This is a genomic window from Agrobacterium sp. (assembly GCF_059499945.1).
Genome location: NZ_JCABZP010000022.1, coordinates 146,244 through 159,629 on the forward strand (window position 1 = coordinate 146,244; position 13,386 = coordinate 159,629).

13 protein-coding genes are annotated in these 13,386 nt (G+C 59.0%); 10 read left to right on the forward strand and 3 right to left on the reverse strand.

Annotation, left to right across the window (positions count from 1 at the left end):
* Nucleotides 1-8: 8 nt before the first annotated feature.
* Nucleotides 9-275, reverse strand: a complete 267-nt coding sequence (locus tag AC5I5B_RS25165) for a DUF6074 family protein (protein WP_020812422.1) — start codon at nt 273-275, stop codon at nt 9-11.
* A gap of 340 nt (nt 276-615) precedes the next feature.
* Between AC5I5B_RS25165 and AC5I5B_RS25170 the strand changes: the two genes are divergently transcribed.
* Both AC5I5B_RS25170 and AC5I5B_RS25175 read left to right on the forward strand, forming a co-directional pair.
* The gene (locus AC5I5B_RS25170; protein ID WP_003508530.1) at nt 616-894 is read left to right on the forward strand and encodes an exopolysaccharide production repressor protein; all 279 of its coding nucleotides are present in this window, start codon (nt 616-618) and stop codon (nt 892-894) included.
* A 110-nt stretch (nt 895-1,004) separates the two neighbouring features.
* Nucleotides 1,005-1,994 (forward strand): glycosyltransferase family 2 protein, encoded by a 990-nt coding sequence (locus AC5I5B_RS25175; protein ID WP_111834585.1) that lies wholly within the window; start codon nt 1,005-1,007, stop codon nt 1,992-1,994.
* A 255-nt stretch (nt 1,995-2,249) separates the two neighbouring features.
* Here the strand turns inward: AC5I5B_RS25175 and AC5I5B_RS25180 are convergent, their stop codons facing one another.
* Nucleotides 2,250-3,218: a polysaccharide pyruvyl transferase family protein gene (locus AC5I5B_RS25180; protein WP_080867078.1), complete on the reverse strand. Its 969-nt coding sequence runs from the start codon at nt 3,216-3,218 to the stop codon at nt 2,250-2,252.
* Nucleotides 3,219-3,269: 51 nt separating this feature from the next.
* Nucleotides 3,270-4,235 carry a glycosyltransferase family A protein gene (locus AC5I5B_RS25185; protein ID WP_107677763.1) on the reverse strand — a complete coding sequence of 322 codons (966 nt, stop codon included), beginning with the start codon at nt 4,233-4,235 and terminating at the stop codon, nt 3,270-3,272.
* Between the two features lie 117 nt (nt 4,236-4,352).
* Here AC5I5B_RS25185 and AC5I5B_RS25190 point away from each other — a divergent pair, with 117 nt between their 5' ends.
* From AC5I5B_RS25190 to AC5I5B_RS25225, 8 genes are all read left to right on the forward strand, one after another.
* A complete protein-coding gene (locus AC5I5B_RS25190) occupies nt 4,353-5,831 on the forward strand; it encodes a lipopolysaccharide biosynthesis protein (RefSeq protein WP_060723448.1) in 1,479 nt (492 codons plus the stop codon).
* A 371-nt stretch (nt 5,832-6,202) separates the two neighbouring features.
* A complete protein-coding gene (locus AC5I5B_RS25195) occupies nt 6,203-7,351 on the forward strand; it encodes an acyltransferase family protein (RefSeq protein ID WP_111834590.1) in 1,149 nt (382 codons plus the stop codon).
* Nucleotides 7,352-7,355: 4 nt separating this feature from the next.
* A complete protein-coding gene (exoK, locus tag AC5I5B_RS25200) occupies nt 7,356-8,147 on the forward strand; it encodes an endo-1,3-1,4-beta-glycanase ExoK (protein ID WP_111834587.1) in 792 nt (263 codons plus the stop codon).
* Nucleotides 8,148-8,230: 83 nt separating this feature from the next.
* Nucleotides 8,231-9,412: a glycosyltransferase family protein gene (locus AC5I5B_RS25205; RefSeq protein WP_112958448.1), complete on the forward strand. Its 1,182-nt coding sequence runs from the start codon at nt 8,231-8,233 to the stop codon at nt 9,410-9,412.
* Nucleotides 9,413-9,429: 17 nt separating this feature from the next.
* A complete protein-coding gene (locus tag AC5I5B_RS25210; protein WP_060723808.1) occupies nt 9,430-10,428 on the forward strand; it encodes a glycosyltransferase family 2 protein in 999 nt (332 codons plus the stop codon).
* Nucleotides 10,425-11,369, forward strand: a complete 945-nt coding sequence (locus AC5I5B_RS25215; RefSeq protein WP_060723807.1) for a glycosyltransferase family 2 protein — start codon at nt 10,425-10,427, stop codon at nt 11,367-11,369. The genes AC5I5B_RS25210 and AC5I5B_RS25215 overlap by 4 nt, the downstream gene beginning before the upstream one ends.
* Nucleotides 11,369-12,364, forward strand: a complete 996-nt coding sequence (locus tag AC5I5B_RS25220; protein WP_111834839.1) for a glycosyltransferase family 2 protein — start codon at nt 11,369-11,371, stop codon at nt 12,362-12,364. The genes AC5I5B_RS25215 and AC5I5B_RS25220 overlap by 1 nt, the downstream gene beginning before the upstream one ends.
* Before the next feature lie 67 nt (nt 12,365-12,431).
* A complete protein-coding gene (locus AC5I5B_RS25225) occupies nt 12,432-13,337 on the forward strand; it encodes a UTP--glucose-1-phosphate uridylyltransferase (protein ID WP_060723805.1) in 906 nt (301 codons plus the stop codon).
* The last annotated feature ends 49 nt before the right edge of the window (nt 13,338-13,386 follow it).

Here is a 13,386-nt window from a genome sequence, read left to right on the forward strand (position 1 = left end):
ATGAGGCCTCAATGGCTGTCGCGGCGTGCTTCCGGCGTGGCGTCACCCGCCCACAATTCCGCCTGCACCGCATTTTGAAACTCCATGACTTCACGCCGCATGGCAGCGTCCTCATAACCGAGTTCCGTCAGATAGGCGGCCAGTTCACGGCACTCCCTGCGCCAGAAATCATTCGCCTCCACACCATGTAGCCGGTCGAGCATGGTTGCACATCGTTTAACGTCGGCAATACGGTTCTTTGCCGGAAAGGCGATTACTTCTGAACTCGTTGTCACGCGGGCACCTTGCTCTTGCTGAGGAATCAATACCGACTTTTTAAAGGCGAGATGGTTAACGAAGTCTGCAGAGGATGTAAGACAGCGAGCAATGGCCGCAAGAGAAGGCTTTTATGCCTCTCAAAAGCATGGAATCGCATGGTAAGGCAGCCCCGATCGGGGGAAGTCAGCAATTACCGAGGAATTTACCAATCAAGATTACCGAAATTTCATGCCGCAACCGTTAGAAGAAGTATATGTGTGTTGAAACAGCACCGGTCTCATCGTATATTTCTTGCAAAGAAAAAAAATGCCGCAGCGCAGTCAAAAATGGAGAAATCGTTCTCGGGAGGAGAGCACCATGTATGCACCTCGTGTTTTTTTCAGCATGATCGGTGCATTGCTTGCCTTTGCGGTTGCGACATATTTCATCCACGGCTCCTTCTATACGGCATTCATCCAGACCCTCATCTGTGCGGTCATTCTGCAAGTCGGTTATTTTATTGGGATTCTTGTTCTGGTCGCCCGGGAAAAACGGCGCATGCGGGAAACCTTCGCGGGGGACCGTGGCACCGAGGCAATACAGGCGGACGCCGTAAAAAGCCCGCCGCCGCATGGCGCCAAACTGACCGATATGTGAGTTTTTACGCAGCTTCTTTTATTGCGCCGCAAAAAAATCGCTTGCATCCACACGCCTGACACTTTCTGCTGGCCAAATCCTGACGGTTGGTCAAAGCAGAAGGACAACACATGGTGAGTGGTTCACAGCCCATTTGCGTCATCATCGCTGCGAAAAATGCATCCGAAACGATCGATATAGCCATCCGCTCCGCCCTTGTGGAGCCGGAGGTCGGGGAAGTCGTGGTTATCGACGACGGTTCCACCGATACGACGAGCGATGTGGCGCATGCGGCGGATGATGGCACGGGCCGTCTGCGGGTCGTACGATTCGATGTCAATCGCGGCCCTTCGGCCGCGCGCAACCACGCCATCTCGATTTCATCCGCGCCGTTGATCAGCATTCTCGATGCGGACGACTTCTTTTTCCGGGGTCGTTTCGCAGCCATGCTGGCCGATGACGACTGGGATCTCGTGGCCGACAATATTGCCTTCATCCAGCAATCGGTCCCCGGCGCATCCTCCATACAGCCGGTCCGTTTCGAACCGCAGGCCCGGTTTCTGTCGCTCACGGAATTTGTGGAAGGCAATATTTCCAGGCCCGGTGTGGAGCGCGGGGAGACCGGCTTTCTGAAACCGGTGATACGCCGCGCATTTCTCGACAAACATGCATTGCGTTATGACGACGGCCTGCGGCTTGGCGAAGACTACGAACTTTACGTGCGGGCGCTTGCCGCCGGTGCACGTTACAAGGTCATCCGCCATTGCGGTTACGGCGCGATCGTGCGCGGCAACTCGCTGAGCGGCCGTCACCGCACCGAAGATCTTCGCCGCCTATATGAGGCGGACAAGGCCATTCTCGCCGGTTGCCGGCTCTCGGCAGAGGAAACGGCGATCCTGCGCGAACATGAAAAACATATCCGCGCCAAATTCGAGCTCCGTCATTTTCTCGATGCGAAAAATCAGAAGGGCATGGGCGGTGCGCTGAGCCACGCCCTGACGCGGCTGCCCGCCCTGCCCGCCATCACGCGCGGCATCTGGACCGACAAGACCGCGCGCTTCCGCAAACCGCCGCCGGTGCGGGATGTTCGTTATCTGCTGGATGGCACGCCGGTTTCGTGAGGGTAGAACCCACTGGCGCAAGAACGACGACAAGTCCGCCGTTCCCTCCTCCGTCATGTCGGACTTGATCCGGCATCCAGCCACGGCACGCCTGCGCGTGAAAGAGTCTTTCGCGATCAATGACTTGATCGCGCTGGACCCCGGATCAAGCCCGGGGTGACGGCCTGCGGATGCTCCGCTTTGCCAAACGCATAGGTGCCGCTGCACTTTATCCGTGGCGCGAGCGGAAGCACCGCCGCCGACTATCTTAGACCCTCAGAGATAGTCCCGCTTCACCGTTTCCAGAACGGCGGCGAAACGCTCCTTGCGCTCCTCCAGCCGGCCGTCCGGGCTGAGGCGTGGCTCCGCACGGCTTGCCTGCCAGAGCGCCAGCGTGGAAGGCGCGGCCAGCACCTGCTTGGCCAGTTTGCGCAGCGATCGGGACTGATTCTCCTGCGGCCGCACCAGCACATCGCCCTCATGCGCCGGGCCCCCATGCGCCGAGACGGAACCGGTTTCGGCAATGACCGGGCCTGGCGGCGGCGGGAAACTCATGCCCCAGAAGCGCGAGCCCTTTTTCGCCGCCTCGGCGCGGGTTGAAACCGGCACGTAGCGCGGCTGATATTCGACACCCACGCTGCCGGCCCAGTCGCTCCATTTGAAGCTGTTGATCGACGGCGAGGTGCTGACCGCGACCCACGGCACGCGGAAGGCATCGGCAAGGATTGCGCCATGCATGGATTCGGCGACGATGAATTCCGACTGCGCGATGGCGCGGATGACAGCCTTCGCCTCGCCGCGCGGGTCGAGATAGGTCAGCCCGGCCGGTTCGCAGACCGTTTCCCACATGCCGAATTCCGCCGATTCCCAATGGGGAACGAAGGTCTTCTTGTAGAGCTTCGGCAGGCCTTTGAAGTCAGGCATCTCGGTGACCATGACAGCCGGGTCGACAATGCCCTTTTCAGGGGCGAGCCCGAGCTTGGCGGCGGTTTTGTCGCCGCGCACACAGCGAATATCCCAGAACTCGGTGCTGGTATCCGGCACTGCGCCATAACCATAGCCGCTGCCGATCACCAGCTTGCGCTGCTTTGCGGGCAAAAGAACATCGTTCAGCACGGTGCCGACGCCGACCAGCATGACATCGTCATGCACATCGCGCAGGCCCGGAAGCAGAAAGTCCCACAGCCACAGGTTGAGATCGTCACCGAAATTGCCGTGATGAGATTCCCAGTGGTAAGGTTTCATGAGGTCACTCCTGGGTGAAAAACATATAAATTCTTGTGGGCGAGAATTCGCTCATCTCGAGCGGACGATTTTTCCGGCACCGAGTTCGAAAGCAGCACGCAGCAGTGCGGGATCGCGCATCGCCCATTTCAGAAGCAGTCCGAATTCGGGCGCCTTGCGCCGTTTCAGATTGCCCGCCTGACTCCACAGCGCCTGTTTGCGCGCCGTGTTTTTATAGGAAGCGATGGAGGCGACATCGTCCGGCCGGCGTGAAAAACGGCCCTCCAGCGTATCGAGCGCCACCCAGGTATTGAACTGCTGGCGCAGGAATTCCGGAGAGGTATTGTCGATGCTGTGGAAGATATTGACGCCCATGCCACGCATCGCGCCGGCATCATCACACAGAAGCGTCCGCTTCGATGCGAGGATGGAATCACAGAAAAACAGCACGTCTTCCGCCGCCAGACGCAGCGCCGGGTCGAAGCGGATCTTCTCGAAAAGAGGACGGCCGATCACCATGCAGGAGAGATGCAGGAAGCTCCAGTTGCGCAGCATGACACTTGCCAGATCCGGCAGTTCGATCACCAGCGGCTTCTCGGAAAGCCTTGCCGCACCCTCATTTTTTTCCAGCTCGGAAATGGCGAAATGATAATAAAATTCGTCACTTGCCTGCATTGAGGCCCAGTAGCACTCGCCGCCATAGGTCTGAAGCGCGAAGGCAGCATTGCGCAGATGATCAGGTGTCCAGATATCGTCGGAATCCAGAAAGGCGACATAGTCGGTGCCATCAGGGATATTGTCCAGACCGGTATTGCGGGCGCCGCCCGGTCCGCCGTTGGACTGTTTAATGACGATAATCCGGTCTTTCTGTTCCTGCGAAATTTCCGCAAGTTCCTGATCGATCGGGTATGGCGATTCGTCATCGACGATGACAAGATCGAAGTCCTGGTAAGTCTGCGCAAAAACCGATGCGAGTGCACGTCCCAAGATACCGTGCTGCTTTTGGTAGTAGGGAATGACGACAGTAAATCTTGCCATTGTTTCGCCCCTTGCGTTGATCAAGAAGTGTCGGGCCCGATCCTAAAAGCGGCCCCGATGGTATCGGCAACTCCCAACCGGCTTCCTCCCGCCGGCCTCCAGAAACAGGATGCTTGTATGCCCCCAGCGCCAAATGTAAAGACCATCACCACGAATGTCGGCTGGAGCGTTTTATCAAAAACAGGGACATTCGGGCTTAAATTTGTCACGGTCCCCATTCTTGCACGGTTGCTTTCCCCAGAGGAATTCGGGGTGGTGGCGGTAGGACTAACGGTTGTACAGTTTCTGACCATGATCGCCGGCGCGGGGCTCACCTCTGCCCTCATCGTCGAAAAGGAAGAGGATATGGAAACGATCCATACCGTCTTCTGGGCCAATCTGGCGATCTCCTGCACCATGGCTGCCGTCCTCTACATCTGGGCGGAGTTTTTCGGCGGGCTGCTAGGTGCAGTGGAAAGCGCCTATCTGCTGCGCATCATGGCCTTCCTCATTCCGCTGCAGCTTGCTGGCGATGTTGCCTATTCGCTGCTCGCCCGGCGCATGAATTTCAGCAAGGACGCGCTTTGGAGCATGGCGTCGGAAAGCATCGCCGCGGTTGTCGCCGTGGTGCTCGCCCTTCTCGGCTTCGGCGTCTGGGCGCTCATCATCCAGCTTTTCGCCGCCGCCCTCATCCGGCTTGTCGGGCTGTATGCCGTTTCGCGCTATTGCCCGCGTTTCGTCATGAAACCGCGCCGTCTCGTGCCGCTTCTCGGCTTCAGTTCGGGGCTGATGGGATCGGAAATCGCCAATTTCGTCACCTTCCAGTCACCGATGGTGGTCATTGCCCGACACCTGGGTCTGGCGGATGCCGGCGCCTATTCCGCCTCCAATCGTTTCGCCAGCATTCCCAATCAGGTGGTTCTGTCCGCCGTCATGGGCGTTCTGTTTCCCGCCTTCAGCCGCATGATGGACGATCCGCAGCGCCGTCGTGATGCACTGATGTTCAGCACGCAGGTTCTGACCGTGCTCTTGGCGCCGATGATGTTCGGCCTCTGGGCCGTGGCCGAGCCCGCCATGCTTGTCATCTTCGGGCAGAACTGGGCCTATGCCTGGCCGGTTCTCGGCCTGCTGGCGCTATCGAAGGCCATTCTGACACCATGCAGCACCTTCATCCCCTACCTGAAGGGTGCAGGTTACGGCCGCGTATTGTTCTGGTCGGCGACGATCCGCGCCATCGTCACCACGGTGGCAGTGTGGCTCGCAGCACTTTACGGCACGCTGATCGACGCCATGGTCTGGCTCTGCATCGTCAATGCGGTAACGCTGGTCGCATATTCCTGGGCGGTGTTCAAGGCGAGCGACACACCGTTCTTCCGCGGCCTTTATGTCAGCAGCAGGCCGATGATCGCGGCACTCGTGATGGCCGTTGCGGTGCGTTATCTGCTTCACGTTCTGGCTGAGCGCATTCCCAGTGCCACCCTTCAGGTTCTCATCGGCGCAGCCGTGGGCGGCGTCATCTACGGGGTGCTGATCCTGCTCACCGAACGCGCGCTGCTTGGGAAAATCTTAGGCATGGTCAAATCGCGGCGTATGCGGGACACTGCAACCCAAGGTTAGAAATATAGCGGAAAAATGCGCCTCATTTCCGCCGTTAAGCGCCCTCGCCGCGAGGTTTTCATTCACCGCGGCGAGGTCAAGTCAGCCGTCTTTTTGCAGCGCAACATCACGGCAAATGACAAATTCACACGCTTCAGCGATTTTTAACGATGTGTGAGTTTGTAAAAATTGCAGTTATTTCAATTATTTGACTTCCATTCAGCGAAGAAATGGCGCTGACGCCAGACATTCACCCGCAAAATCTAATCTTGTGTTTTTCCCGCGTCGCCACATTTTATCCCAAAGTCGAAACCAGACTTTCCAGTGCGGGCTTACGTTCGCTCTGGTTGCAACGCGGCGTGGGTGGACGCCGCCCAATAGGGGTGACTGATGTGACTGTCGATCAGAACCTATCCTCCCGTATCAACTTGATGCGCATATTGCTGATATCAGGAATCGTGTTCGTCCATGTGCCGCACGATGCCGAGACCAGCCCGTTTCTTGGCCTTTACGGCTTCTTCGACTGGCTGCGGGTTTTTCTGGGCGATGCGCTGTTTCGCATCGGCGTTCCCTGTCTCAGCGCCATTTCCGGCTATCTGCTGTTTCGCCGCGGCATGAGCGGGTTCGATTATCCGGCGACGATCCGCTCCAAGTCAAAAACCGTGCTGCTGCCTTTCCTTCTGTGGAATGGCGCGCTGTTTGCGGCCGTATTGCTGATCCAGCTCTTCGATGTCGGCATCGGGTATTTCCCCGATCTGTGGAATGCCAGCCCGCGTGAAATCATCAGCCATGGAACCGCACTCGAAGAGCTGCCGGTAAATGTGCCGCTTTATTTCCTGCGCGACCTGTTCGTCTGCATCCTGCTGTCGCCGGTGCTCGCCTTTCTGATGCGCCGCTTCGCACTGCCGACCCTCGCCATCCTGCTCTTCATCACCGCCATGCCTGACCTGACGATCTTCATCGTCCAGAAGAAATCCATTCTCTTCAGCTTCTCGCTCGGTATCGCGCTTGCCCTCCACCGTATCGACGTCAAGGCGCTCGACCCCTACGCCGTGCCGATCATGGCGCTGACCTTTGTCGCCTCGGCCATGTTGGCGACGGGACTTTATTTCACCGGGCCGGAATTCACCTTCTGGCTCAACATGTCGCGCAATCTGCTTGCCGTCTTCGGCGCGCTCGGCTTCTGGGCATCCTCCGCGCTGTTGATCCGCAGCCGGCTTGGCCAGCGGCTTGCCGAAACCGGCAGCCTGAGCTTCTGGATATTCTGCGCCCACTATCCCCTGCTCGTCATCATGTGGATGGTCTGGAACAAGGGCGGGCCGGACTTCTATCCCGCCTTCTATATCACCGCGACACTTTCCGCCTTTGTCATTCTGATCATCAGCAACGCGCAGACGCGGAAATATCTACCGGCCGTCTATTCCGTGCTCACCGGAAGCCGCAACGGCAAACGCAAGACGATGACCGATTTTGCGACCAAACGGGCCTCCATGATCGGCCCGCCCACATCCGAAACAGTTTATTCGCAACGACAGAGGTGAACCAATGACAACATTTGTCACCCCCGTTCAGACACGCATTCTTCTTGCCACGGCCCTTTCGGCCGCAGCTTTTGCAACGCCGATCCACGCGCAGGAAGGCAACGGCACGTCCTTCATCGAGAACTTCGATTCCATGGACCGATCTTTCTGGTACGTTTCCGACGGCTGGAACAACGGCGCGCATCAGAACTGCACCTGGTCGAAGAAGCTGGCAACGGTGGAAAACGGCCAGCTCACGCTCGGTTTCGAGGAAGCCAAGGCCGGTGATCGCAACTTCGCCTGCGGTGAAATCCAGACCAAGGGGCGTTATCGCTACGGCACCTATGAAACACGGATGAAGGCCGCCACCGGCTCCGGCCTGAACTCCGCCTTCTTCACCTATATCGGCCCGACCGACAAGAAGCCGCACGATGAAATCGACTTCGAGGTTCTCGGCAAGAACACGGGCAAGGTGCAGCTGAACCAGTATATTTCCGCCAAGGGCGGTAATGAGAAGCTGGTGCCTGTGGAAGGCGGCGCCGATGCCGGCTTCAACGACTACGCCTTCGTCTGGGAGCCGCAACGCCTGCGTTATTACGTCAACGGCAAGCTCGTCCATGAAGTGACGGACGAGACGAAAATCCCCCAGAACGCCCAGAAGATTTTCTTCAGCCTGTGGGGCACCGACACGCTGAAGGACTGGATGGGCCGGTTCTCCTATGCGGGACCATCACAAATGATCGTTGACCGGTTTGCCTTCACGGCGCTCGGTGACAAATGCCAGTTTCCAGAGTCCATCGCCTGCGCCCTTAACTGACCGCATTTTTGAACCGCTCCGATTTTTTGCACCAAAACCTAAGCTGCGGCGTCTCTGACGCATGAAACCAACCGGAACCCTGCATGACCCATGTTCTTTATCTCGCGCATGATCTGTCGGACCCCGCCATTCGTCGGCGGGTGCTGACCTTGCTTGCGGGCGGGGCACGGGTCACGCTGGCCGGTTTCCGGCGCGGGCAGAACCGGCTGGCGGAGATTGAAGGCGTCGTGCCCGTTGTGCTCGGGGAAACCGCCGACGGGCAGTTTCTGCAGCGTATGGCGGCGGTGGCGAAAGCCAGCCTCTCGCTGGGCAAAACCCTGAACGACATCCCCGCGCCCGATGTCATTCTTGCCAGAAACCTGGAAATGCTGGCTTTGGCAAAGCGGGCCATGTCGATCTATGCCGGGCAGCCGGCACTGGTTTATGAATGTCTCGACATTCACCGCCTGCTTCTCAACAAGGGCAAGCCCGGGCAGATGCTGAATGCCGCCCAGCGTTATTTCGCCCGCGACGCGAAGCTGCTGATCACCAGTTCTCCGGCCTTCGTGGAGCATTATTTCAAGCCCGTGTCGGGCCTCGACCTTCCCGTCCTGCTGCAGGAAAACAAGGTGCTGGCGCTCGACACCGCCGTTGCCGCCGCCCCGCAACCGCGCCCGCCCGCCCCCGGCGAGCCGTGGAAAATCGGCTGGTTCGGCGCGCTTCGCTGCCGCAAATCACTTGAAATCCTTGCCGAATTTGCCGGACGCATGGAAGGCAGGGTCGAAATCATCCTGCGCGGCCGGCCGGCCTATTCGGAGTTTTCAGATTTCGACGGTTTCGTAGCCGCCGCCCCGGATGTGCATTTCCACGGGCCTTACAAGAACCCCGAGGACCTCGCCGCCATCTATAACGAGGTGCAGTTCACCTGGGCGATCGACTTTTTCGAGGAAGGCCAGAATTCGAGCTGGCTTCTGCCCAACCGGCTTTATGAGGGTTGCCTTTATGGCACCCTGCCGATTGCACTTGCCGGCACGGAAACTGCGCGTTTCATCGAAAAGCGTGGTATCGGCTTTGTCCTGCAGAATGCCGACGCTGACGATCTTGCCGCCCTGTTTGCGGAGATGACCCCGCAAATCTATGCGGACGCCTTCAACACCCTCTCGACAACAGACAGGAAACAATGGCTGACCGACCGCGACGATTGCCGTCAGCTGGTCCAGCACTTGTCCTCTCTCGCCAAATCCGCCTCCGGCCACGCCCGCGAAGCGCAGTTTTCACCCGTGTAGTGCGTAGGGGGCAAATCATGGAAGGTCTTGGTCATTCCGGCATCAGAACGCTGATCGTCATACCCTGCCTCAATGAGGCGAAGACGATCGAGGGGCTGCTTGTCAAATTTACCGATGCGATGCAGGGGCGTCTCTTCCGCATCGTGGTCGCCGATGGCGGCAGCACGGATGGAACCCGCGATATCGTTTCCGCCTTTGCCGCAAAGGACGATCGCGTCACGCTTCTCGCCAATCCGAAGCGCATCCAGAGCGCCGGCATCAATCTTGCCGTCGCCACCTTCGGCGAGGATTTTGATTACCTCATCCGCATCGACGCCCATGGCGATTATCCCGATGATTATTGCCAGAGGCTGATCGAGGACGCCGAGCGCACCGGCGCGGATTCCGTCGTCGTCGCCATGGATACGGTCGGCCACGGCCTGTTCCAAAAGGCGACGGCCATCGCCCAGAATTCCAAGCTCGGCAATGGCGGCTCCAAGCACCGCGAAGGCGCCAAAGGCCACTGGATAGACCATGGCCACCACGCGCTGATGCGGATCGCCGCTTTCGATGCGGTGGGTGGTTATGACGAGAGCTTCAGCCATAACGAGGATGCCGAACTGGATTTCCGGCTACGCAAATCCGGTTTCCGCCTCTGGATGACCGACAAGACCCGCATGACCTATTATCCGCGCGCAAGCGTCATGCCGCTGTTCAGGCAATATCTCGCCTATGGCCGTGGCCGGGCAAAGAACCTCTTGAAACATCGCTCGATCCCGAAAATCCGCCAGATGATTCCGCTCGCCGTCCTGCCGGTTTTCATCCTCGCGCTACTGTCGCTCGTGCATTGGGCCGCACTTATTCCGCTCGGCCTCTGGATCGCCGCATGTGTGGGTTATGGCTTGTGGATGGCAATAGGTCAGCAAAACCCATACGGCCCGCTCGCCGCCTTTTCGGCGATGGTGATGCATCTGGCCTGGTCCACCGGCTTCTGGCTGGAACTCCTGAAATTCCGGGGAAGAAAGGCTGTCTCATGACCGACAACACCGTCACCGGCACGCAAAATCTCAAGACCGTCGATATCGGCATCTGCACCTACAGACGCCCGGCACTCGTCGCCACACTTCTGTCACTCTTCGAGCTGGACGTGCCGGAAGGCGTGAAAGTTCGCCTGATTGTGGCCGATAATGACGAGGAGCCGAGCGCCAAGGCAAGCGTCGATCGCCTGCGTGAAACCGCACCCTTCGAGATCACCTATGTTCATTGCCCGAAATCGAATATTTCGATTGCCCGCAATGCCTGCCTGTCGGAATGCAGCGCGGATTATCTCGCCTTTATCGATGATGACGAGACCGCCCCGCCGCACTGGCTGGCCGCCCTTCTGGAAAAAGCCGACGAGACCGGTGCGGAAACCGTCCTCGGCCCCGTGACGGCGGTTTACCGGGACAATGCGCCGGGCTGGATGAAACGCGGCGATTTCCACTCGACAGTTCCGGTGTGGGTGAATGGCGAGATCATCACCGGCTATACCTGCAACACGCTGCTCAAGATGGATGCGCCCTCGGTCAAGGGCCGGCGCTTCGCGCTGGCGCTCGGCCAGAGCGGCGGCGAGGACACCCATTTCTTCTCGCATCTTCACGCCGCAGGCGGCCGTATCGTCTTTGCTGAAGACGCCGTCTTGTCGGAGCCGGTTCCGGAAAATCGGGCAAGCTTCATGTGGCTGGCCAAACGCCGCTTCCGCTCCGGCCAGACCCACGGCCGCGTGCTGGCTGAAAAGAAACCCGGTGCACGCCGTGTGGTTCAGGTGCTGAAGGCAGGTTCGAAAGTGCTGTATTGTGGCGTATTCGCCGCCTTGAACGGCTTCAACGCCGTGCGCCGCAACCGTTATGCGCTGCGTGGCGCGCTGCATATGGGTTCGATGAGCGGCGCATTCGGTGTGCGCGAAATCCGCCAGTATGGCGCGGTGGAGGCGACCTGATGGAAAATCTCACCTCCCCGCCCGATATCAGCTTCGTCATCGCCGCCTATAATGCCGCCGATACGATCGAAGCCGCCGTTCAAAGCGCGCTCGACCAGCAGGGTGTGACGCTGGAGGTCATCGTCGTCGACGATCGTTCCGCCGACGATACCATCCCCTTCGTTGAGGCGATTGCCGCCATCGATCCCCGCATCCGCCTGCTTGCGCTCGAAGAAAACCGCGGTCCGGGTGGTGCACGCAATGCCGGCATCGAGGCCGCGACGGGACGCTGGATCGCCGTGCTCGATTCCGACGACGTCATCCGCCCGGAGCGTTCTGCCTGCATGATGTGCCGGGCGGAGGCCGCGAATGCTGACATCGCTGTCGATAATCTCGATGTGGTCTATACCGACGGCAGGCCGATGGAGACGATGTTTCCGGAAGAGTTTCTGGAGGAACGATCCACCCTCACGCTTGAGGACTTCATTTCCTCCAACATCCTGTTCCGTTCCACCTTCAATTTCGGCTACATGAAACCGATGTTCCGGCGCGATTTCCTCAATAGCGAGGCACTGCGCTTCCGCGAGGATATCCGCATCGGCGAGGATTATATCCTGCTCGCCTCGGCGCTCGCCGCCGGCGGCCTCTGCGCCATCGAACCGAAGCCGGGTTACATTTACAATATCCGCGAAGGCTCGATTTCGCGCGTGCTCGAACTTCATCACGTCGAAGCGATGATGCGGGCGGATCAGGAATTCCTGAGCCATTACACTCTGCTGCCCGCCGCCATGGATGCGCAGCAGGCGAGAGCCCGCAGCCTGCGGCTGGCGCATAATTTTTTGACATTGGTGGAAAACATCAAGAGCCGCTCGGTACTGGGCGCCTTGAAGACCACAATCCGAGATCCTGCCGTGCTGGGGCACTTAAGAATGCCGATTGCAGTGCGGCTGAGGAGGCTGCGGGACGCCATCTTTGCGCCCGGAGCGAATACAGGGGTGAAAAGACAGATTTCGTGAAATTTACGCGTAGACGAAATCTGCGCGGGGACTGGGGACAGATCAAACCTTGATGAAGGAGAACGCGATGGACCTGAACAAAACTGTCAGAAAAGCCGTCATTCCGGTAGCCGGCAACGGCACGCGGTTTTTGCCCGCCACCAAGGCGATGCCAAAGGAAATGCTGACGATCGTCGATCGACCGGTCGTGCAATATGCTGTCGACGAAGCCATGCAGGCCGGTATCGAACACATCATTTTCGTCACGAGCCGCAACAAGACCGCCATCGAAGACTATTTCGACAGCGCGCCTGAACTCATCAATACGCTGACCCGCTCCGGCAAGACCGTGCAGGTGTTGCAGCTGGAAAAGATGCTGCCGGTTGCCGGCACCGTCAGCTATACGCGCCAGCAGGTGCCGCTCGGTCTCGGCCACGCCGTCTGGTGTGCACGCGAACTGGTGGGCAAGGAGCCTTTCGCGCTGCTTCTGCCTGACATGGTGTCCTATGGCGCACGCGGCTGCATTGCCGGGCTGATGGAGCTTTATGACGAAGTCGGCGGCAATATTCTCGGCGTCGAGGAATGCCTGCCCCAGGAAGTGTCGTCCTATGGCGTCGTCGGCGTCGGCCAGAAGGTCAATCATGGCTTTGCGGTCACCGAAATGGTCGAAAAGCCGGAACCATCCAAGGCGCCTTCGAATTATTACCTGAATGGCCGTTACATCCTGCAGCCGGAAATCTTCGATATTCTCGCCAAGCAGGAGCGCGGCGCGGGCAATGAAATCCAGTTGACCGACGGCATGAGGCGGCTTGCGGAAAAACAGTCTTTCCATGCGCAGAAATATAGCGGTCGCACCTTCGACTGCGGCAGCAAGCAGGGCTTCATTGCCGCAAACGTCGCCTTCTCGCTGCTGCGCGCGGACATGGAAGCCCAGGTTCTCGCTTCGGTGAAGGAACTGGTGGCGAACCACGAAAGCCGCGTCCAGGCGGCCTGACTTTAATCGCGCCGCCGGGGGAGGCGGCCGGCGCACCAATAACGGGGGG